We start from the raw sequence: 20,523 nt of genomic DNA on the forward strand, positions 1-20,523 counted from the left end.
TCCGCTAAAACTCCCCTCCCGCTAGCGGGAGGGGCTGGGGGAGGGCGCGCGCGTCTGCGCGCCTAAAAGGCTCTGTTACCGCTTCGTGCCGAACCAAATCACGTGGCGCGGCCCCTTGCCATTCTGCCGCGCCCGCACCTGCACCTCTTCCACCGCAAACCCCGCATCGCGCATCCGCCGCGTAAAGGCCGGGTCCGGCCCCGCCGACCACACCGCCAGAACGCCACCGGGCGCCAGCGCCGCGCGCGCCTTCTCCAGCCCGCGCATCGTGTACAGCCCGTCATTCGCGTCGCGCGTCAGCCCGTCCGGCCCATTGTCGACATCCAGCAGGATCGCCTCCCAGCTCCCCCGGCTGCGCGCAATCTCCGCGCCCACATCGCCCATCACCAGCTGCGTGCGCGGATCGTCCAGGCACCCGTCGGCCAGTTCCGCCATCGGCCCGCGCGCCCACTCGATAATGCCCGGCACCAGCTCGACCACGCACGCCCACCCCTTCGGCCCCAGCCGCTTGAGCGCCGCGCGCAGCGTGAACCCCATGCCATATCCGCCGATCAGCAGCCGCGCATTCGCCGGATCGCTCAGTCGGTCCAGCGTCATCTCCGCCAGCGCTTCTTCCGATCCGCTCATCCGACTCGACATCAGCTCGTTGCGCTCGAGCATGATGATGAAGTCACGCCCATGCCGCACCAGCCGCAACGGCTCCCCGCCCGGCACCTCGGCCACGCCGATCAGCTCTCTCGGGGTCATCCTATTCTCCTGTGCTTCGGTGCCAGCCCGCTCCCCCACCCGGCCACCCACGCCAGTATATCTTGATGGGTGGCCGGGTGGGGGAGCGGGCTGGCACCGCCATGGGCCGTCAGGCCCACGAAAACGCCAAAACACTCTCGCCCTCGAGCAAGCCCGAGGCATTGAACCGCCGCTCCGCAATCCGCCCGCGCCCCAGATGATCCACCGTCACCACCGTGCTGCACCGCGTGCCATAGACCGGGTTGCGGATGAACACCGGCGAATCCACCGGCTCGAACGGATCCGGCTCGTACCGCTCCGCCGCCCCCGCCGGCCGCTCGTCCGCCAGCACCGCGAACAGCGGCTCCAGCGCCGAACTCCCCGCCTCCAGCCAGGCGCGCAGCCCCATCTGCACCCGGATCGTCTTGGGCCACAGCGTATCGAACAACCCGTTCGACAGCCCATGCATCCCCGGGCTCAGCGGCCGCCGCACCGGATCGGGCCGGTTCGACAGATACAGCGGCCCGTCGCGATCCACCGCGATCAGGTTGAACGGATTATAGGCGTTCAGATCCTCCGGCTCATGCCCGGCCAGCATATCGGTCACCAGCGCCCCGCGCGACAGCTTGCCCGGATCGGCAACCTCACCCCGCACATTGGTCACCGCCGCCAGCCGCCCGGCCTCATTCACCGCCAGCCAGGTCCCCCCGGCCTCCAGATCGCGCCCACCGATCACCGGTCCCTTGGCCATCCAGCGCGCCAACGGCGCCGTCGCCCGCGCATGCCGCTCGTCACGGTTCCCCGCAGCGACCAACACCCAATTGGGATGCATCCCCCACGCCAACGCCAGCACGCACATGGTGCGGGCTTAGCGGGGGTGGCGGTCGACAGCTAGGGCGTATCGACATCGCTGACGGCAGGGACTCGAACCCGCAACCTCCGGTTTTGACCGGTGTTCCAGCCGATTGAGCTACGTCAGCAAGTACCAGCGTCGCGAATAGCGGTCCATCCGCAAACGACCCCAAAGCTGCCGTAGCGGCGGACTGACGTCACTAAGGCATTCGTGGCGCACGCTGCGACGGGCAATCCTTCATTCTGAGGACCATGCGATTAAACTCATTGGCCCTGCTGCTCGGCGACCAAAAGGTCACATATATGAAATGGATAGCGGCGCCTCGGAGTTGCCACCAGCTTACGCCTGCCACTCCTTGTTCAAAGTTTATCGCCTTGGCGACGAGCACATCTTGGTGCTCCCTTGCGAATTCCCCGCTGGCAATGCGGTCGCGATCCCTCGCGGCGAGACAGATCACGTCAGGACCGAGCCGGTCCAATGCTCGATCGACCCAAACGACGCCCGCTAGCGCGGATCCAGCACACGCCAGAACGAACAGGCCTCCGACTAGAACGAAGCGGCGCATAGCATCTCCCGATAGCGCTTATGTGCGAAGGAACGTCCGCTAACCACCCAATAGCTGACGGTTGAACCGTAATTGCGGCAATCGCTCATCATCGCCCAACCACCCTAAGTCCCCCGCACCCCCACCTCGCCCTTCCACCCGAACACCAGCTCCCACGCCGCCCATACCAGCGCATCCGCCCGATCCGGCGAGCGCCCCGGCCCCGCATACTCACCCCCGCGCACCAGCCCGCACAGCTCATCCTCCAGCGCCGCGAACGCCTGCGCATGCCGCACCTGCCGCCGCTCGTACAACGCCGCCACCGGCTCGGCCCGCGCCGCCTTGCCCCGGCTGGCATGGACCAGCCGCACCGGCATCGCCACCGCTGCCGCGCGCAGCACGCTTTCGACCATGTCGCCGCCCTGGTTCTTCTCCGCCACCACCCGGTCCGCGCCGTGCCGCGCCGCGCACGCCGCCACCGCCTGTGCCCAGCCTTCGGGCGACAGGCCGGCGACGCTCGCATCCTCCAGCACCGCAAGCCGCCCCAAGCCGTCCAAAGCCACCGCGACGATCCCGCACGCATCGCCCTCCGCGCTCGCCGGCGGATCGACCCCGACCACCACCCGCACCGGCTCGCCGACCGTGACCGCCCGCGCCGCCTCGATCATCGCGCGCGTCCACAGCGCGCCGGGCACATCGCTCAGCAATTCGCCGTCCAGCTCCTGCCGTCCCAGCCGCGTGCCGCCATATTCGGCCTCCATCGCCGCCACGAAGCTCGCGGGCAGGTGCGGATTGTCCCGCGTCGCCCCGCGCGTCTCGACACAGCTTGGCAGGGCCATCACCCGCCGCATCAGCCGCGTCGGCCGCGGCGTCGTCGTCACCAGCACGCGCGGCCGCGCGCCCAGCCGCAATCCCATCGTCAGATTGTCCCATGCCGCATCGCCCCGGCGTCCCCATTTGCCCAGCTCATCGGCCCAGGCGGCATGATGCTCCGGCCCGCGCAGCCCCTCGGGCGACTCCGCCGAATAGGCAAAGCCGATCGCGCCCGACGGCCAGTGCAGCTCGCGCGCGCTCGCCTTCCACACCGGTTGCCGGTCCGACCGCGCCGTCGCGATCAGCCCCGACTGCCCCTCGATCATCACCCGCCGCACTTCATCCAGACTCGCCCCGACCAGCGCAAAGCGCCCCTCGGGTTCATCCAGCGCCAGCTGATTGACCCATTCGCTCCCCGCGCGCGTCTTGCCGAATCCGCGTCCCGCACGGATCAGCCACACCCGCCAGTCGCCCGGCGGCACCAGCTGCCCGCCATGCGCCCACAGCGTCCACCGCGCGAGGAACTCGCGCCGCATCGCGCGCGGCATGCCGCGCACCGCCTCACCACGTTCGCGATCGGGCAGCGCGATCAGCCGGTCGATGATTTCGGTGACTGTTGCATCATTTGCCATCGGACATCGCCTTCGATTCCGGCGCATAATCGATCACCGTATCACCGGTCGGTGCGGGCGCATCGGTCCCGGCATCCTGTGTCGGCAACGCCATTTTGCCCGTCTCCAGCCGCGCCGCCCACTCCGCCTCGCGCGCGCGCCGCAGCTCGATCGCCTTGAGCCTCTTGAGCAGCATCGCGTCGGTGTCGTCCGCTTCGGCAAACTGCCGTTGCCTGCCGCCCCGGGACGGCTTCCCAGTGGCATTGCGCTGCTTGGTCAACAAGCCGATCGCCGTCTCAAGGTCTATGTCGACCCGATCCTCATCCGGCCCGATATCGATCTGGCCCCGGGTCTTCCCGGCCAGAACATGGCCGACCACCATGGTTTCCAGCATCTGATAGCCCAGCACCAGCGCCTCTGCCCATGCATCGGCAAAACCGGGATCGCGCCTGCGCAGGCGATAGACTGCGCTCTTCAGTACTCCGGCGACCTCCGCCGATCGTGCCACGTTGCATGTCGCCGCCAGGTGATCGAGAAATGCCTCACGCTTCGCCTTGGTCCAGCGAATGGCTCCATGTCGCGACATAACGCATCTCCCAAACGCAAATCGGGCCGACAGGCGTCGCCGCCCCGGCCCGACTTCACTCAATTTCCAATTGCCCGAAGATTGCGTTCAACGATCCGATCGCCGCGACTCGCAATTCTTCAGCGTTCCTGTTATGTACCGAATGAGCGTGACGATGTCAAGCACTTTGTTCCCATTTGGTTCGTGAAATCGCTCATCGCCGGTTCATCGCGCCTGTGCCATGCTCCACCTATGACCCACCGCCGCGCCCTGCTCGCCCCGCTGGCCCTGCTCGCCACCGCCCTTCCCGCCACCGCACAGGACGCGCCCCCGGCAGCGCCCGCTGCGCAAGAGGCCCGCATCCCGTTTCCGTCGCTGATCCGCGATTTCCGCGCCGACGGCCGCGACGCGATCTATCTGCGCGCCGGCCGTCAATGGTATCGCGGCACCTTCTTCGCCCCGTGCCAGGAACTCCCCTGGGCCTGGCAGATCGCCTTCAAACCCTCGGGCGGCGCGGGCGGCATCGACCGTTTCTCCAGCATCATCGTCCCCCGCGAAGGCGAATGCCGCTTGGCGTCTTTGGTCAAGATCGACGGCAAACCGCCGGAAAGCGCGAAAAAGCCGGCCAAGCCGAAGGGCTAGGCCTGTCAGCTGGAGCATTTGGCGCACGGGCCGAACCTTCTCGTCACCCCGGGCTTGACCCGGGGCCAGGCTTCGTCTGCCGCCAGTGCCGCGCCATGTCACAGATAGCGCGACGGCCGAACCGAACGCCTCGCACCAGATCCTCCTAGCCGAACACAAAAATCAGCAAGAATAGTATCGCGCCGACGCTGATAGCTGTCCGTGCCCGCTTGGAGGGGCTCTCCGACCGCGCGCCTGGCGGCAGTGGCAAACCGCCACTGTTTCGCCGCTGCAGTTCCTCGCGATGGATGCGCGCCAGCACAATCCCGGGGTCACCTTCGGGCTCCAGCCGACCAGGCCCCCCGTAGAGGAGCGGCACCTCGGTTACCAAGTCCCGCTCCAGACTTTTGGCGGCACGCGCGCGCCGTTCGAGGCTGGCCGTAAATTCCTCAGCGTTGCGGGGAGAGTCCATCACAACGTCGCCCTATGGGGCACTCGGTCCAACAGCCTGCATGGGTCCGGGATGCACATCAGCATGATGGCATCGATACGTCGCCCCGCTTATCAATCTGTGAATGCCGACCATGGTCGGGACCGGCCTACCCCCGCGCCGCCGCCCAGGCCGCGACCTCATCCTCGCGCCGCCGCACCACGCGCAGCGCGCCCGCAGCACCCGTCGCCGGGTCGATCGCGATCACCCCGTCCCATTCGAACGTCGCATTGCCTGCGATCGTCACTGCATCGCCGCCCGCCGGACCCTCGGCGCGCGCGCGCACGCGACCGCCGGGGTTGAATACCGTCAGCCATTCCCCGAACGGCAAGCGCCCGGTCAGCCCGGCGGCATGGGCCGACGCCGCCATCGCGCTCCCACAGGCATTGGTCAGCCCCACGCCGCGCTCGAACGTCTGCACGAACAAATCCGCGCCGCGCACCTCGACAAAGCTCACATTGGCCCGATCGACCAGCAGCTCCGGCCCCGCCTCGCACCACTGGCCCAGCGCGACCAGCTCATCGACGTCCACTTTGTCGACAAATGCGATCAGATGCGGGTTGGGCATTGCCAGCGCGGTGAAGGCGCGCGCGCTTGGCAGCCCCGGAATCACCGCCTCGACCACCGGCTCCGTGACCCGGATGCCCACCGCCGCCGGATCGGTGGCGACCGGCCCCACCGTCTCCCGCACGGTATAGACGCCCGGCGCCAGCTCCGTGTCGCGCGCGACCTGCGCCCCGCTCGCCTTCAACCGCACCCGCGCCGCGTCCAAGCCCAATGCCTCGAATCCGGCACGCGCCACGCACCGCAGCCCGTTCAGGCACGTCTCCGGTTCGGACCCATCGCTGTTGAATACGCGGAATCCAAAGTCGGACATCCCGTCCCCCGGCGTCAGCAACAGGATTCCGTCCGCCCCCACCGGCCCCGCCCGGTCGCTCAGCGCCTGCGCAATCCGTGCCCAGCGCGCATCGTCCAGCTCAAGATCGCAGGCATTGATCAGGGTGAAATCATTCCCCGACCCGTGACATTTGGTGAAGTGCAATTCCATGTCGCCACCACTACGCCAGCCCCGCGCGCGCGCAACAGCACTTCGTCTTGCCACCCGCAAACCCGCACTGGCGCAGGTCCGGGCAAGCTGCCACAAGGTCCGCGATGGACGGCATCCTGTTCCTCGCCGTGGTCGCACTCGGCATCGTCGCGATGGCGCAGGGTCAGCGGTTGCGCGCCCTCACGCGGCGGGTCGAGTGGCTCGAAAGCTCCCCCCGCGCACAGCCCCAGCCGACCCGCGCGGCGGAGCCCACTTCAGTTGCCGAAATCGCACCACCGCCACCGCCGCGCCCCGCCCCCGCTGCCATCACCGCGCCGGTCAAACGCGCCGAAGTCCCGCAGTCACCGCCAGCCCCCACGCCCGAGCCGAAACCCGACCGCCCCAGCCTCGAATCGCTGATCGGCGCGCGCCTCCCCGTGTGGATCGGCGCGGTCGCCCTGGTTGTCGCCGGCTTTTTCCTGGTCCGCCACGCCGTCGAGATCGGCCTGCTCACGCCCGGCGTCCGCACCATCCTCGCCGCCCTCTTTGCCGTGATCCTGGTCGGCGCGAGCGAGGCGGCCCGCCGCGTCCCCGCGCTCGCCGAAGACCCCCGCATCGGGCAGGCACTCGCCGGCGCGGGCATCGCCAGCAGCTACGCGACGCTCTACATCGCCGCTGCGCTCTATCACCTGATCGGCCCGCTTCCCGCCTTCATCCTGATGATCGGCGTCACCACGCTCGGCCTGTTCCTCGCGTTGCGTCACGGTCCGCCCACCGCCGTGCTGGCACTGGCCGGGGGCTTTGTCGCCCCGCTCGTCGCCGGGTATGACGCCGCCGGAATCGGCCCGCTGCTCGCTTATCTCGGCCTGTTCACTGCCGCGCTCTTCGGCCTGGCGATTCACCGCGGCTGGGGCTGGCTCGCGCTCGCTGCCACGCTGGTCGGCTTTGGCTGGATCAATTTCCTGCTGATCGCGCTGGAGTCAAGCCACCTCACCGGGCCTGCCGCCTTCGTCATCGCGCTGGCGCTCGCCGCCACCCTCGCCCTCCCGCGCGCTGGCGTCACCAACGCATGGCTGCGTAGCGCCCCGCTGGTCGCCGGCCTCGTTCAACTGCTGATCTTCGCGCCCGCGCTCACCTTCGACGGCTTTGCGTGGAGCTTCTACCTCGTCCTCGCCGCCGCTGCCCTGTTCCTCGCCGCGCGCGATCCGCGCCATCTGCCCGGCGCCCTCGCCGCGCTCGGCCTGTCGCTGGCACTGCTCATGGCCGCACTCATCGCGCCCGATCATGGCGCGACGTTCGTCGCGGCGCCGGTGCTGGCACTGCTCTTCGCGGCGCCCGGCCTTGCCCTGCTTGAGCGCGCGCGCAGCTGGGCGATCCTTGCACTCGGCGGAATCGTCGGCCCGGTCCTGCTCACCAACCTGCTGGAGCCAGCGCGCCTTGCGGACTGGCAGTGGGCCGCGCTCGAACTCGCCGCCGCCGCGCTCGCCGGTACCGTCAGCTGGCGCCGCCGCACCGCCACCGACCGCCACGACCCCGGCCTGATCGGCGGTGCACTCGCGGCAGCGATCCTGTTCGCAACCGCCCTGGGCCAGCTGGTGCCGTTCGCCTGGCTGGGCAGCATCTTCGCGCTCGCCACGCTCGGCGTCGGCCTGTGGGCGCGCCGCACCGGCGATCGCGCACTGCTCACGCTGCCCGCGCTCGGCATCGGCGCGATCCTGATCGCCGCAGCGCAGCCGCTGGCCAGTTACCTTGTGCTGCTTGCCAAATCGCTCGCTGGCGAACCGATCCTGGTCCCGTCCCTGCCGCATCTCGCCAACGCGGTCCGCGCGCTGCTCCCGCTGATCGCCGCCATCGCGCTGCTGAGCCCCGATTCGCGGCAGTTCGGCCGATTGCGCAACGCCGCGCTCGCCACTGCCGTCACCGCCGCACTGCTGCTGCTCTACCACCTCGCCAAGCTTCCGCTCGCCATCGGCAGCGACGCCCGGTTCGAAAGCCTCGGCTTCATCGAGCGCGCGGCGATCACGCACGCGCTGTTCGCGGCCGCCGTCGCGCTGCGTACCCGCCTCCCCGCCCTTGCACTGCCGCTGTTCGGGCTCGCGCTGGGGCGCCTGGTCTGGTTCGATCTGATCGTCCTCAACCCGGTCTTCGTCGCCCAACAGGTCACCTTCTTCCCGCTCGCGCTGCACCTCGCGCTCGCCGGTTTCTGGCTCCACCGCTTCCTGCCCCAGCCGCTGGCGACCCGCGCCGCCCTCGCCGCCGCGCTGCTCGCCACCCTCGCGGCCGTGCGTCAGGCCGCGCATGGCGGCATCGTCGCCGGCCCGATCGGCACCGGCGAGAACTACGGCTACTCCGCCGCCCTCCTGCTGCTCGCGCTGGCCGGACTCACCCTCGGCATCCGCTCCGCCAGCCGCGATCTGCGCCTCGCCGGCCTCGCGCTACTGACCTTCGTGACGATCAAGGTCTTTCTGGTCGACGCAGCAGCGCTCGACGGCTTGCTCCGCATCCTCTCCTTCCTCGGGCTGGGTATCGCGCTGATCGGAATTGGCTGGGTCTATCGCCGCTTCCTCGCCGCGCGACCGAAAGCGTCAGTGGCGGACGCCTGACCCGGGCGGCATCCTGGCCTCACACCAACAGGAGGCCCAGATGACCAAGATCGTCCATATCGTCGACCCCGCCGACACCGACATCGACGCCGCACGCGCCATCGCGCTGTCGGGCGAACTCGCCAGCTACGCCCGCGCCGCGCAGGACCCGCTGGCGATGGTCGAAGCCGCCAAGCTGCTCGCCGCCCTTCCCCGCGCCGTCTTCACCCCCGGCGCGACCACCGCCGCCGCGCTGTACGCCGAAGCGCGCCTGCTCGCGCGCAGCGATCCGGCGATGCTGGCCGAGATCGATGCGGTGCAATATGGCTATGCCCGCCCCACGCGCGGCACCTGCTATGCTGCCGACAGCTGGGTGGTCGGCTATCGCGGTAATGGCATCGGCCTGTCCGCAACGCCCGCACCGCAGGTACGGTTTCGGGTCGGGGCGCCGAACTGGGCCGCCCCCCAGCCCGTTCGGGTGGCCTGAGCGATGCGCGCGCTGCTTCACGCCATGGCCATCGCGCTCTCCCTCGCCGCGGTCCCGGTGCGCGGCGAAGAGCGGCCGCGCCCCGTCACGGGTGCCGAGATGCGCGCCGAGGCCCGCGCGCTCGCGGCCGGCGACCCGCGCCTGCTGGCCGAGGTCGAGGCGGCGGAGGCCGAATCGATGCGCGGCGTCCTGGGCGCCGGGCCCAGCTCGATCCGCCAGACCGTTCCGGCTGGTGCAACCTGGTCGCTGACCATCGCGCGCACCGCCGACGCCGCCGCGACCATCGCGGTTCGGCGCATCGGGGCCAGTCCCCTCGCGCTTACCATCTTCGACTCCGCTGGCCGCCCGCTCTGCACCGACAGTCACGCGGGCGCCTTGCTCACCTGCCGCATTCCGGCCGGCGCGGACCCGCTGGTCGCGCGGGTGGCCAATCGCGGGGCAGCGGCAACGGACATATTGCTGCTGATGAACTAGGCCGTCACGGCAGGCGGTAATGGTCCGCCAGCCGGTCGAGTGCCAGGGTCAGCACCAGCCGCCCCGCCCGCGCCGGCCATGCCAGCGCCTTTTCCGCCGCCGGCACGCTTTCCCCGGCGCAGATCACGCGCCACAGGATGTCCGCGAGGCCGCGCCCCGCCGCCGCGATTGCCGCATCGAAGCGCTGCTTGGCGGCAATCTGCGCTTCGGTCGGGTCAAGCCGGTCGCCGCGGCTGCTCCCGCGCGGGCCGCGCGGCGCAGCGTCCCACCGCATCGTCACCTGCGGACCCAGCGCCGCCATCTCGTAATCGTCCCGCAGCCGTTCCCCGGCCTCGAACTGGCGCGCATCGACCAGCTGGCGCGACCGCAGCCACGCCAGCGGCGATTCGGCATCGTTGACCGTGACCCGGCGCCCGGTTCGCCGCGCGGGCCGATGCCGCACCACATGACCGTCCTCGATCGTCCGCTCGACCAGTTCGCGCATCCGCACCTCCTCCATTGCTGCGAATCGGACTTGCCAGCACGGCACGGTTGTAGGAAAGACAATTAACCGCATCGGTTATATGGAGCCGTCGATGATCACTGCGATCCGCGAAGTGCGCCGCGCCAAGGGGCTGACGCTGGAGGAGGTCGCACAACGCTGCGTGCCGCCAACCACCGCACAGACGATCGGGCGGCTCGAAACCGGCACCCGCACCGTCTCGATCGTGTGGCTCAACCGCATCGCCGCCGCGCTGGGGGTCGATGCCGCCGATCTGGTGCGCTTGCCCGATCGTCCCGACATCCCGGTCGCAGCCAGTCTCGATTCCGCCGGCGCTCAGGCGCTTCGCCGTCCGGCCACGGTCGTTCCACCGCTGGCCGAGCCTGATCTGGTGGCCATCACCGTTACGGGCGGCATCGGCGATTATCGCGCGGGCGACGAAATCTGGTGCCGGCGCCTCGCCCCTGCCGCATTCGGCCAGGCGCTCAACCGCGACGTGCTGGTTCCGCGGCCCGCGGGCCGGTTCCTGTTCGGCCGGCTGATCGCGCATGAAGGCGGCGGTGGGCGGCTCAACCTGCTCCCGCTCGGTCCCGGCGCGCGGCAGCAGGTGGTTGCCGATCCGCCGTGGATCGGCTGTGCGGTGCGGCTGGTGCGCACGCTCTGACGCCCGCGTACTTTCCCGCATCTTGCACAGTCCGCGACGGCGGCGCATGCTCGGCCCCATCCTTTTAGGGGAGGGATGCCATGCGTTTTCTGACTGGAGTTGCACTTGCGCTCGTGGCCGCGTCGCCGGCGATGGCCGACGACTGGGATTTCGTGCTGATCAACAGCACCGGAAAGCCGATCAAGACGGTCGAGGTCGCGCCGTCGGGTACTACCGACTGGAAGTCGGGCCTGGAGGCCGAGGGCGAGCGGCGGCAGGCGGTGATCAATCCCGGCGCCCGCGCGACCGTGCGCCTCGACAAGCCGGCCGGCCAGTGCCGCTACGACATTCGCGCGACCTATGCCGATGCCAGCACCACAGTCTTTGCCGGCGCCAATATCTGCGACAACAGCTACATCACGGTGAAGCTGGTCGGCGGCAAGCCGGCCATCACCGCCAACTAGCTGCCGGCGGCGATTGACAGGCGGGGCGGTTAGGGCAAGCACGCGCACATCGCGCCCGGTGCGGGCGTTTGTTCGGAGTGTTTGTCGATGACCCCGTCTGTCGGACGCCGCGCCTTTGCTGCCGGCCTTGCTGCAACCGCCTTTGCCGGGCTGGCGCGCATTCCGGTGCTGGCACAGGCCCGCACCGCACCCGGCTATGGCGCGCTGCGCCCCGATCCGGCGGGGCTACTCGATCTGCCCGACGGGTTCACCTATCGGGTGATTTCCCAGCTTGGCGATCGCATGGACGACGGCTTTGTCGTCGGCGACCGCGCCGATGGGATGGGGTGCTTTGCGCTCGACCGGAACCGGGTCGTGCTGGTGCGCAATCACGAGTTACAGGTGCGCCATCAGGCGACCGGCCCGTTCCGCCACGGCCTGCCCGGCAGCATTCCCAGCTATGATCGCGACGCCGATGGCCGCCCCTTGCCCGGCGGAACCAGTACGCTGGTCTATAATCTCCGCTCGGGCCGGGTCGAACGACAGCATCTCAGCCTCGCCGGTACGATCCGCAACTGCGCCGGGGGCGTCACCCCCTGGGGCAGCTGGCTGACCTGCGAAGAGGACATGACCCGCGCCGGCAAGGGCGTCGGGCGCGACCATGGCTGGGTGTTCGAAGTCCCGGCGCGCCACCGCGGGCTCGTCGATCCGGTCCCGCTCACCGCGATGGGCCGGTTCAACCATGAAGCTGCGGCGGTCGATCCGCGCACCGGCATCGTCTATCTGACGGAAGATCGCGAGGACGGCCTGTTCTACCGTTTCCTGCCCGATCGCCCGGGCCAGCTGGCGCGCGGCGGGCGGCTGCAGGCGCTGGGCCTGCGCGATCGCCCTGCAGGCGGGGACACCGCGAACAAGGGCCGCCACGACATCACGCCCGGCGCGTGGAAGTCGGTCCGCTGGATCGATCTCGACGGCGTCGACGCGCCCGACGACGATCTGCGGCTGCGCGGCCATCGCGCCGGCGCCGCCCGCTTTGCCCGGGGTGAAGGGATCCACTGGGGTGAAGGCGAGACGTTTTTCTGCTGCACCTCGGGCGGGGCGAAGGGCCTTGGCCAGGTGATGCGCTATCGCCCGTCACCACACGAAGGTCAGGCGGGCGAAGCGGATCAACCGGGCATGCTGCAGCTGTTTGTCGAATCGGCCGATCCCGGCATGTTCAACTATGGCGACAATCTCACGGTCGCACCGAACGGCCATCTGATCGTGTGCGAGGATCAATATACCGACATTGTCGACAATTTCCTGCGCGGAATCACCCCGGACGGCGCGCTCTACCCCCTCGCCCGCTGCCGACTGCAAACCGAACTGGCCGGTGCCTGTTTCAGTCCGGATGGCACGACCCTGTTCGTCAACCTGTACAGCCCGGCCAAGACGCTGGCGATCACCGGACCCTGGGCTGACGTCCGAACTTGAGCCGGCACTAATGCGCGCCGCTTGTCACGCGTCGGCGCGCGCGCTAGGTCAATGTAACTTTATATCTTGAAGGATCCCTTCGTGACCGCTCGCCTGTTGCTTCTTGCTCCCCTGGTTCTCGCCACTGCCCCCGTATCCGCGGACGAAGGGATGTGGCTGCCGAGCCAGACCGAGGCGATCGGGCCCGGCATGCGCGCCGCCGGTCTTGAACTGGATCCAGCCACGCTGGGCGACCTCAACCGCGCGCCGCTCAACGCGATCGTCTCGCTCGGCGGCTGCTCCGCCGCGTTTCTCAGCGATCAGGGGCTGATCGCGACCAACCACCACTGCATCTACGGGTCGATCCAGTATAACAGCTCGGCCGAACGCAACTATCTGCGCGACGGCTTCCTCGCCCGCGGCCTGGGCGAGGAGCTGCCTGCAGCGCCCGGCAGCCGGGTCTATGTGATCGAGGATCTGCGCGACGTGACGCGCGCCGTGCTGAAGGGCGCAACCACGCTTTCCGGAGCGGCGCGCAGCGGGCGGATCGAAAGCAACCGCAAGGCCCTGATCGCCACATGCGAGAAGCAGCCCAACCGCCGCTGCGACGTGCGTGCCTATTTCGGCGGCAAGCATTATTTCCTGCAGCAACAGCTTGAGATCCAGGATGTCCGCCTGGTCTATGCCCCTGCTGGCGGGGTCGGCAATTTCGGTGGCGAGATCGACAATTGGCAGTGGCCGCGCCACACGGGAGACTTCGGTTTCTATCGCGCCTATGTCGCGCCGGACGGGTCGTCGGCGCCCTATTCCAAGGACAATGTCCCCTTCCGGCCCAAGGCGTGGCTGCCGGTGGCAAAACAGGGCCTGAAGGAGGGGGATTTCATCATGGTGGCGGGCTTCCCCGGCACCACCGAACGGCACCGCACCGCTGCCGAAACCCGCTTCTATTTCGAGACCCTCTACCCGCTTCAGCAGCGCCTGCTCGCTGACTATTCGGACGGGATCAAGGCCGCCACCGCCGCGTCGCCCGAACTGGCGATCCGCTACGCGTCGATCCTCAAGGGTACGGACAATTACAAGAAGAAGATCCTGGGCCAGCTCGCTGGCGCCGAGACGATCCGCCTGATCGAACGCAAGGAGGCCGATGAGGCCGCCTTCCGCGCCTGGGTCGATGCCGACGCGACCCGGCGTCAGCGCTGGGCGGGGGCGATCGCCGCGCTCGATCGCGCTGCGAGCGAGGCAAACGCCACCGCCGTCGACGGGCTGCGCCGCGCCCTGCTCAATCGCAGCCAGCTGTTCACCAGTGCGACGCGCGCCTATCGCTGGTCGCTTGAACGCGCCAAGCCCGACGCCCGGCGCGCGCCCGGTTATCAGGACCGCGATCGCCGCGCGACGGTCGACGCGCTGACCCAGGTCGAGCGTCGCTTCGATCCAGCGGTCGACCGCGCCCTGTTCGAACAGGCGCTTGCGGAATATCGCCAGCTCCCCGCGGCCGCGCGCAATCCGGGCTTCGACGCAGCGCTCGAACAGATCGGGCTCGACGCGCTCTACCGCGACACCCGGCTCGGCACGACCGCCGACCGCCTCGCGCTGCTCGACCAGTCGGCCGAGGCGCTCAAGGGCTCGTCCGATCCGTTCGTCCGGCTGGCGGTCGCCGCCTATCCCGATGCGGCCGCGCGCGAGGCGGCGGCGGACGCGCGCGCCGGCGATCTGCAGGCGGCACGCTCGGCCTATATGGAGGCGCGCATGGCCTATGCGGCGGCACAGGGCCGCACGCTCTATCCCGACGCCAACGGATCGCTGCGCTTCAGCTATGGTCAGGTCACCGCGAAGAAGCGCGACGGCATGGCCTGGTCCGCCTTCACCACCGCCGAAGGCATTGTCGAAAAGCAGACCGGCCGCGATCCGTTCAACGCGCCACAGCGGACGATCGACCTTATCAAGGCCCGCGACTACGGCCGCTACACCGCCCCCGAGCTGGGCACGTTGCCCGTCAACTATCTCGGCACGGTGGACATCACCAATGGCAATTCGGGATCCTCGACGCTGAATGCGCGCGGCGAATTTGTCGGGCTGGTGTTCGACGGCACGATCGAAGGGATCATCTCCGACTGGTGGTTCGATCCGGCGATCACGCGCTCGATCCATGTCGACAGCCGCTACATGCTGTGGACCATGGCCAAGGTCGACGGCGCCCAGCGGCTGCTCGACGAAATGGACGTGCGCTAGGCCGGCGCCCGGGCCGCCGACCGTGCCCGACCGCGCGTGCGGGCGGGCGGAGCGGTGGCCCGCGCGACCTGCTTCAGGCGGTCGCACAGCCAGGTCAGTCCGCGATCCATTGCGCGCGCGCTGTGATACTGCATCATCTCGCGCATCAGCGGCAGCGGGAAAGGCGCCTCACGGATCGCTAGTCCCAGCGCGGGCGCCAGCTCGTGTGCCAGACGTTCGTGCATCAAAGCCAGCCGCGTGGTCCCGGGCAGGATCCAGGGCACTTGCGAGAACGCCGCGCATACCACCTCGACCCGCCGCTGTTCGCTCAACCCGCGCAGATAATTGTCGATGAAGGTCCCGTCGCGCGACACGCTCGTCGCGACATGCCCGCTGGAAAAATAGGTCTCACTGTCCAGCGGGCGCTGCATTGCGGGGTTGCTGGCACATCCGACCACGACATGCCGCTCTTCGAACAGCAACTCGCGGGGATGCACGGGGCTTAGAAACTGTTCGGGCGAGATCAGCAGGTCGATCTCGCCATCGTCGAGCATCGCGAGAATGTCGGACCGTGGCAGGTTGATCTCGATCTGGATGTGCGGCGCTTCGCTGTGCAACTGGCGCAGTGCCGGACCGATCAGCACGGTGGTGATGTAATCCGACGCGACGATGCGGAACCGCCGCTGCGATTGTGCCGGATCGAAGCGGGTTCCGCTCGCCAGGATCGCGCGCATATTGCGCAACGCCGCCGCGATGTCGGGCGCCAGCGACAGCGCCGCCGGGGTCGGCACCATGCGCTTGCCATGCTGCACCAGAATCTCGTCCGCCAGCGCCTCGCGCAGCCGCTTGAGCGCCGCGCTCATCGCCGATTGCGTGAGGTTGAGCCGCTCGGCCGCCCGGGTCACGCTGCGCTCTTCCATCAACATGTCGAACGCGATCAACAGGTTGAGATCGAAATGGTCCAGCCGCATGCATCAATTCCATTTGTGCGAATGCATAGAAACAATTCATTATGATAATTGATCAGTTTTGACCATCCTCAATGAAGAGATGCGCACGCCAAGATGCGCGACTGGGAGGTTGTCTGATGAAAAAATTGCTTCTTGCGGGCAGCGCGATTCTCGCCGCCCCCCTTTATCCCGCTTTTGCCCAGGAGGCGCCGCCAGCGCCCCAGGCCGACGCCGCGAGCGAGAGCGGGGAAGGTCTGCAGGACATCGTCATCACCGCGCAGCGCCGCTCTGAATCGCTGCAGCGCGCTGCGGTTGCCGTGACCGCCGTGACCGGCGACGACCTCGCCCAGTCGGGGATCACCGAAACCGCCAATCTCGGCAAGCTTGTCCCCTCGCTGGTGGTTCAGCCGACCGGCGGCACGACCAGCTTCTTCCTGCGCGGTGTCGGCACCAACTCACAGAACTCCTTCTCGGAGAACGCCGTCGCGTTCAACTTCAACGGCGTCTATGTCGGCCGCCCGACCGCGCCTGCCGGCGTCTTCTATGATCTCGAGCGGGTCGAGGTGGTCAAGGGCCCGCAGGGTACGCTTTATGGCCGCAACGCCACTGGCGGCGCGATCAACGTGCTGCCCAAAAAGCCGGTGCTGGGCGATTTCGGCGGCGAAGCGCTGCTCGAATATGGCAATTACGACAGCAAGAAGGGCTTCCTCGCGCTGAACGTGCCGATCGGCGACACGGTCGCACTGCGCGTCGCCGGACAGATCGTCGACCGCGACGGCTATATCTCCGACGGCTATGACGACGACAAGGGCGAAGCGGTACGCGCGTCGCTGCTGATCGAACCGTCCGACCGCTGGTCGATGACCCTGGTTGCCGACTATTACAACCAGCATGGCAAGGGTGGCGGCGCAGTGCTGTTGCCTGAGGCGCGTTACACCGTGCCTGCGCTGGAGGACCGCGTCAGCGTGTCCGATCCGCGCGCGCATGCCGCGATCCGCCAGCTCGCTTCGACCCTGTTCGCCCCGCCCTTCTGCGGCGGCCCGGGCAACTTCGTGAACAGCGGCTGCGTCGCGCTGCCTGGCACGGATGGCTTTCTCGACAATGAATTCGTCGGGGTGAGCGTGACGATCGTCGGCGATCTCGGCTTCGGAACGCTGACCGTGCTCCCTGCCTGGCGCCGGTCGGACGTCAAGTTCCGCACCTATCTGCCGGGCTTCGCCGGCGATATCACCGACCTCGCCGAACAGACCTCGATTGAAGTGCGGCTCGCTTCGAACGAGGATGGCCGGCTGCGCTATGTCGTGGGCGGCTTCTATTTCGGTGAGAACCAGGCGACCGAGAATTTCTTCCGCCAGGGCAATATCTCGACCACCCGCTTCACCCCGCGCCTCAATACCGAGAGCGTCGCGGCGTTCGGCCAGCTGACCTTCGACCTCAGCGACAGCCTGCGTCTTGTCGCAGGTGGCCGGTACACGCGCGAGGACAAGAAGCAGTTGACCTCGACCGCGTCGGGCGGCCTGCCCGGCCCGATCAATCCGCCGCTGAGCGTCCCGTTCACCGGAGACCTGAGCTTCGAGAAATTCACCTGGAAGGCGGGCGTCGAGTTCGACGCGGGCCCGGCATCGCTGGTCTATGCCAATGTCGCGACCGGCTTCAAGGCGGGCGGCTTCTTCGTCGCGCAGCCGCCGAACAACACGTTCCGCCCGGAATCGCTCACTGCCTATACCTTCGGCGCGAAGAACCGCTTCCTTGACAACAAGCTCCAGCTGAACTTCGAAGCCTTCTACTGGGATTACAAGGACCAGCAGGTCACCTATGTCGGCGGCATTCCGACCGGCAGCGGCGTGTTCTCGCAGGGGTCGATCACGGTCAATGCGGGCAAGTCGCACATCTATGGCGCCGAGCTCGAAGCGCGCTTCGCGCCCAGCCGCAACGACCTGTTCAACCTCAACGTCCAGTATCTCAAGGGCAAGTATGACAGCCTGCAGACGGCGAATTTCTCGCCAACCGGCGCGCCGGTGACGACGGGCTGCACCACCCTGGGCAGCCGCGCGGCCAATCCGGGGATCAACAACGCCCGCTTCTACGACATCGACTGTTCGGGCAAGCCGACGGTCAACTCGCCCGAATGGGCGATCAATGTCGGCTATGAGCGGACGTTCGAGCTGACCGGCGACCTCGACTTCATCGCCGGCGCGCGCGCGAATATCGAGAGCAGCCGCTTCATGAACTCCAACTACCGCCCTGAGGAAAAGCAGGACGGGTTCGTGATGGCCGACGCCTTTGTCACGCTGCGCAGCCAGCAGGGGTGGAGCGTCACCGGCTTCGTCAACAACCTGACCGACGAGGAGGTGCTGGCACGTGCGGGCACCCGCCCGATCCTCGACTTCCCGGTCGGCACGCTGCGTCCGCCGCGTACCTATGGTGTCCGCGTCGGGTTCGACTTCTGATGCGCGCGTTGCTTCTGGGGCTGGCGGTGGCGGCGGCACTCGCGGCAGCGTCCGCGACTGCGCAGCAAGCGCCGCCCCAGGGCGATGCGTTCATCACCCTGGGCACGATGGGCGGGCCGGTGGCGAGCCGCGACCGGTCCCAACCCGCCAATGCACTGGTGCATGACGGCCGCGTCTATCTGGTCGATGCCGGCGACGGCGCGGTCCAGCAGCTGACCAAGGCGGGATACCAGCTGCCCCGCGTGCGCGCGGTGTTCCTGAGCCACCTCCACACCGACCATACCGGCGGCCTGTCGGCGGTGCTGGGGCTGCGCAACCAGACCAATGTGGCAGAGAAGCTGACCGTCTATGGCCCGCCGGGCACGCGCGAGCTGGTCGCGGGGATGGTCGCATCGATGCAGCCGGCGGCGAAGGTCGGCTATGGCATTCCCGGGCAGCCCTGGGCGCCGCCAGCCGATACCGTGACCGTGATCGAACTGACCGATGGTGACAGGATGGTGGTCGACGGCATGACCGTCACCGCTGCGCAGAACAGCCATTACGACTTCGCGCCCGGCAGCGTCGAGGACCGGAACTACAAGTCGCTGTCGCTGCGCTTCGACCTGCCCGGGCGGTCGATCGTCTATACCGGCGATACCGGGCCGAGCGCGGCGGTGGAGAAGCTGGCCAAGGGCGCGGACCTGCTGGTCAGCGAGATGATCGACATGGCCGCGACGATGGCGACGGTCGCGCGCAATTCGCCGAACATGCTGGCCCCGGCCAAGCAGAAGCTGGAGCAGCATCTGTCGACCCATCACCTGACACCCGAAGCGGTCGGCGACCTTGCCGCGCGCGCCGGGGTCAAGGCGGTGGTCATCACCCACTTCGCCGGCGGCACCCCCGATCCGGTCCGCACGCAAGGCTATATCGCCCAGGTCCGCGCCCGCTTTGCCGGGCCGATCACGCTCGCCAACGACCTCGACCGTTTCTGAGAGAGCAGACATGAATTCCGGTAACATTCTCGTCATCGGCGGCGGCATTGGCGGCCTGACCGCCGCGATCGCGCTGCGCGCCAAGGGCTTTGACGTCACGGTGATCGAACGCGATCCCGACTGGTCGGTCTACGGCGTCGGCATCATCCAGCAATCGAACGTGATCCGTGCGATGGCGCAGCTCGGGCTGATCGACGAATATGTCGCCTCGGGAGTCGGGTTCGACGCGGTCGAGATTTTTACGCCCACCGGCGTCAAGGTCGCGCGCGTTCCGACCCCGCGTCTGGTCGACGGCTATCCCGCCAATATGGGGATCAGCCGCCCCGCGCTGCACAAGATTCTGGGCGACCGCACGATTGCCAGCGGCGCGAAGGTGCTGCTCGGCGTGACCGCGACCGAACTGAACGACGATGGCGCCGGCGTCAATGTCACGCTGTCCAATGGCGAACAGGCGCGGTTCGACCTCGTCATCGGTGCGGACGGCGTCTATTCGCAGACGCGCGCGATGCTGTTCCCCGAGCTGGCGGGGCCGCAATTCACCGGGCAAGCGGTGTGGCGCTACAACCTGCCCCGCCCGGCCGATCTCGACGCGCTGCAGGCGTATAACGGGCCGACCGGGGTCGGGCTGGTGCCGATCTCCGAAACCCTGATGTACATCTATGTGACGACGCCCGAGCCGGACAATCCGCGCTACCCGCGTGCGGGGCTGGCGGCGACCATGCGGTCGAAGATGGCGAATTGCGCGCCCTATATTCGCGAGCTTTCCGATCTGGTCACCGACGACGATGGCGTGGTCTACCGCCCGCTCGAAGGCATGCTGGTCGAGGGCGCGTGGCATCGCGGGCGGATCGCTTTGCTCGGCGACGCGGTGCATGCCACCACCCCGCATCTCGGACAGGGCGCGGGCATGGCGATCGAGGACAGTCTGGTGCTGGCCGAGGAACTGGCCCGGCACGACGATGTCGAGACTGCACTGACCGCCTATCGCAACCGCCGCTTCGACCGCTGCGCCTATATCGTCCGCTCCAGCCTGGCGATCTGCATGGGCCAGATCGGCAAGGGGCCACCGGTCGATAACGCCAAGGCGACGCACGAGATGTTCCAGGTCGTCGCGGAACCGATCTGAGGGGAA

18 protein-coding genes and 1 tRNA gene are annotated in these 20,523 nt (G+C 68.3%); 11 read left to right on the forward strand and 8 right to left on the reverse strand.

The features are described 5' to 3' along the window. Positions 1-75: 75 nt before the first annotated feature. The 5 genes from J2Y54_RS08340 to J2Y54_RS08360 all read right to left on the reverse strand — a co-directional run bounded on the left by J2Y54_RS08340 (position 76) and on the right by J2Y54_RS08360 (position 4,133). A complete protein-coding gene (locus tag J2Y54_RS08340) occupies positions 76-747 on the reverse strand; it encodes a spermidine synthase (RefSeq protein WP_310038609.1) in 672 nt (223 codons plus the stop codon). A 109-nt stretch (positions 748-856) separates the two neighbouring features. Continuing rightward, complete coding sequence (locus J2Y54_RS08345) at positions 857-1,585, reverse strand: NRDE family protein (RefSeq protein ID WP_310038610.1); 729 nt, start codon at positions 1,583-1,585, stop codon at positions 857-859. Positions 1,586-1,634: 49 nt separating this feature from the next. Next, positions 1,635-1,706, reverse strand: a tRNA-OTHER gene (locus tag J2Y54_RS08350). A 542-nt stretch (positions 1,707-2,248) separates the two neighbouring features. Continuing rightward, entirely contained in the window at positions 2,249-3,568 is a 1,320-nt protein-coding gene (locus tag J2Y54_RS08355; RefSeq protein WP_310038611.1) for a terminase large subunit domain-containing protein, read from the reverse strand. Further along, the gene (locus tag J2Y54_RS08360) at positions 3,558-4,133 is read right to left on the reverse strand and encodes a hypothetical protein (protein ID WP_310038612.1); all 576 of its coding nucleotides are present in this window, start codon (positions 4,131-4,133) and stop codon (positions 3,558-3,560) included. Before J2Y54_RS08360 ends, J2Y54_RS08355 begins: the two co-directional genes overlap by 11 nt. Positions 4,134-4,364: 231 nt before the next feature. Here J2Y54_RS08360 and J2Y54_RS08365 point away from each other — a divergent pair, with 231 nt between their 5' ends. Then, positions 4,365-4,754: a DUF6491 family protein gene (locus J2Y54_RS08365; RefSeq protein WP_310038613.1), complete on the forward strand. Its 390-nt coding sequence runs from the start codon at positions 4,365-4,367 to the stop codon at positions 4,752-4,754. Positions 4,755-5,332: 578 nt separating this feature from the next. Here the strand turns inward: J2Y54_RS08365 and dapF are convergent. Then, a complete protein-coding gene (gene dapF / locus J2Y54_RS08370) occupies positions 5,333-6,271 on the reverse strand; it encodes a diaminopimelate epimerase (protein WP_310038616.1) in 939 nt (312 codons plus the stop codon). Positions 6,272-6,375: 104 nt separating this feature from the next. On the opposite strand from dapF, the gene J2Y54_RS08375 reads away from it, so the two are divergent. From J2Y54_RS08375 to J2Y54_RS08385, 3 genes are read left to right on the forward strand one after another with little or no spacing between them, the layout of a single operon-like run. Further along, positions 6,376-8,853: a DUF2339 domain-containing protein gene (locus J2Y54_RS08375; protein WP_310038619.1), complete on the forward strand. Its 2,478-nt coding sequence runs from the start codon at positions 6,376-6,378 to the stop codon at positions 8,851-8,853. A 40-nt stretch (positions 8,854-8,893) separates the two neighbouring features. Continuing rightward, positions 8,894-9,319: a hypothetical protein gene (locus tag J2Y54_RS08380; protein WP_310038620.1), complete on the forward strand. Its 426-nt coding sequence runs from the start codon at positions 8,894-8,896 to the stop codon at positions 9,317-9,319. Between the two features lie 3 nt (positions 9,320-9,322). Continuing rightward, a complete protein-coding gene (locus J2Y54_RS08385) occupies positions 9,323-9,793 on the forward strand; it encodes a hypothetical protein (RefSeq protein WP_310038621.1) in 471 nt (156 codons plus the stop codon). Between the two features lie 4 nt (positions 9,794-9,797). Here the strand turns inward: J2Y54_RS08385 and J2Y54_RS08390 are convergent, their stop codons facing one another. Further along, positions 9,798-10,277 carry a DUF6456 domain-containing protein gene (locus tag J2Y54_RS08390; RefSeq protein ID WP_310038624.1) on the reverse strand — a complete coding sequence of 160 codons (480 nt, stop codon included), beginning with the start codon at positions 10,275-10,277 and terminating at the stop codon, positions 9,798-9,800. A 91-nt stretch (positions 10,278-10,368) separates the two neighbouring features. On the opposite strand from J2Y54_RS08390, the gene J2Y54_RS08395 reads away from it, so the two are divergent. The 4 genes from J2Y54_RS08395 (at position 10,369) to J2Y54_RS08410 (ending at position 15,041) form a co-directional block, all read left to right on the forward strand. Further along, a complete protein-coding gene (locus tag J2Y54_RS08395) occupies positions 10,369-10,938 on the forward strand; it encodes a helix-turn-helix transcriptional regulator (protein ID WP_310038626.1) in 570 nt (189 codons plus the stop codon). Positions 10,939-11,018: 80 nt separating this feature from the next. Then, complete coding sequence (locus tag J2Y54_RS08400; RefSeq protein ID WP_310038627.1) at positions 11,019-11,381, forward strand: hypothetical protein; 363 nt, start codon at positions 11,019-11,021, stop codon at positions 11,379-11,381. Positions 11,382-11,468: 87 nt separating this feature from the next. Continuing rightward, a complete protein-coding gene (locus J2Y54_RS08405; protein WP_310038628.1) occupies positions 11,469-12,833 on the forward strand; it encodes an alkaline phosphatase PhoX in 1,365 nt (454 codons plus the stop codon). Positions 12,834-12,914: 81 nt separating this feature from the next. Next, a complete protein-coding gene (locus J2Y54_RS08410) occupies positions 12,915-15,041 on the forward strand; it encodes a S46 family peptidase (RefSeq protein ID WP_310038630.1) in 2,127 nt (708 codons plus the stop codon). Here the strand turns inward: J2Y54_RS08410 and J2Y54_RS08415 are convergent. Beyond that, a complete protein-coding gene (locus J2Y54_RS08415) occupies positions 15,038-15,991 on the reverse strand; it encodes a LysR family transcriptional regulator (protein ID WP_310038633.1) in 954 nt (317 codons plus the stop codon). The two genes, J2Y54_RS08410 and J2Y54_RS08415, sit on opposite strands and share 4 nt — an antisense overlap. A gap of 116 nt (positions 15,992-16,107) precedes the next feature. On the opposite strand from J2Y54_RS08415, the gene J2Y54_RS08420 reads away from it, so the two are divergent. From J2Y54_RS08420 to J2Y54_RS08430, 3 genes are read left to right on the forward strand one after another with little or no spacing between them, the layout of a single operon-like run. Next, on the forward strand, positions 16,108-18,420 hold the full coding sequence (locus J2Y54_RS08420; protein ID WP_310038635.1) for a TonB-dependent receptor domain-containing protein: 2,313 nt from the start codon (positions 16,108-16,110) through the stop codon (positions 18,418-18,420). Continuing rightward, entirely contained in the window at positions 18,420-19,391 is a 972-nt protein-coding gene (locus tag J2Y54_RS08425; RefSeq protein WP_310038638.1) for an MBL fold metallo-hydrolase, read from the forward strand. The genes J2Y54_RS08420 and J2Y54_RS08425 overlap by 1 nt, the downstream gene beginning before the upstream one ends. A gap of 10 nt (positions 19,392-19,401) precedes the next feature. After that, positions 19,402-20,517 (forward strand): FAD-dependent oxidoreductase, encoded by a 1,116-nt coding sequence (locus J2Y54_RS08430; RefSeq protein WP_310038641.1) that lies wholly within the window; start codon positions 19,402-19,404, stop codon positions 20,515-20,517. Positions 20,518-20,523 lie beyond the last annotated feature (6 nt).

Origin of the sequence: Sphingomonas sp. BE123, assembly GCF_031456015.1 — a bacterium.
GTDB lineage: Bacteria > Pseudomonadota > Alphaproteobacteria > Sphingomonadales > Sphingomonadaceae > Sphingomonas.

Coding starts and splice junctions, on each gene's coding strand:
- J2Y54_RS08375 (WP_310038619.1), top strand. CDS start 6,376: ATGGACGGCATCCTGTTCCTCGCCGTGGTCGCACTCGGCATCGTCGCG.
- J2Y54_RS08420 (WP_310038635.1), top strand. CDS start 16,108: ATGAAAAAATTGCTTCTTGCGGGCAGCGCGATTCTCGCCGCCCCCCTT.
- J2Y54_RS08360 (WP_310038612.1), bottom strand. CDS start 4,133: ATGTCGCGACATGGAGCCATTCGCTGGACCAAGGCGAAGCGTGAGGCA.
- J2Y54_RS08365 (WP_310038613.1), top strand. CDS start 4,365: ATGACCCACCGCCGCGCCCTGCTCGCCCCGCTGGCCCTGCTCGCCACC.
- J2Y54_RS08385 (WP_310038621.1), top strand. CDS start 9,323: ATGCGCGCGCTGCTTCACGCCATGGCCATCGCGCTCTCCCTCGCCGCG.
- dapF (WP_310038616.1), bottom strand. CDS start 6,271: ATGGAATTGCACTTCACCAAATGTCACGGGTCGGGGAATGATTTCACC.
- J2Y54_RS08425 (WP_310038638.1), top strand. CDS start 18,420: ATGCGCGCGTTGCTTCTGGGGCTGGCGGTGGCGGCGGCACTCGCGGCA.
- J2Y54_RS08400 (WP_310038627.1), top strand. CDS start 11,019: ATGCGTTTTCTGACTGGAGTTGCACTTGCGCTCGTGGCCGCGTCGCCG.
- J2Y54_RS08430 (WP_310038641.1), top strand. CDS start 19,402: ATGAATTCCGGTAACATTCTCGTCATCGGCGGCGGCATTGGCGGCCTG.
- J2Y54_RS08340 (WP_310038609.1), bottom strand. CDS start 747: ATGACCCCGAGAGAGCTGATCGGCGTGGCCGAGGTGCCGGGCGGGGAG.
- J2Y54_RS08345 (WP_310038610.1), bottom strand. CDS start 1,585: ATGTGCGTGCTGGCGTTGGCGTGGGGGATGCATCCCAATTGGGTGTTG.
- J2Y54_RS08415 (WP_310038633.1), bottom strand. CDS start 15,991: ATGCGGCTGGACCATTTCGATCTCAACCTGTTGATCGCGTTCGACATG.
- J2Y54_RS08390 (WP_310038624.1), bottom strand. CDS start 10,277: ATGCGCGAACTGGTCGAGCGGACGATCGAGGACGGTCATGTGGTGCGG.
- J2Y54_RS08380 (WP_310038620.1), top strand. CDS start 8,894: ATGACCAAGATCGTCCATATCGTCGACCCCGCCGACACCGACATCGAC.
- J2Y54_RS08355 (WP_310038611.1), bottom strand. CDS start 3,568: ATGGCAAATGATGCAACAGTCACCGAAATCATCGACCGGCTGATCGCG.
- J2Y54_RS08405 (WP_310038628.1), top strand. CDS start 11,469: ATGACCCCGTCTGTCGGACGCCGCGCCTTTGCTGCCGGCCTTGCTGCA.
- J2Y54_RS08395 (WP_310038626.1), top strand. CDS start 10,369: ATGATCACTGCGATCCGCGAAGTGCGCCGCGCCAAGGGGCTGACGCTG.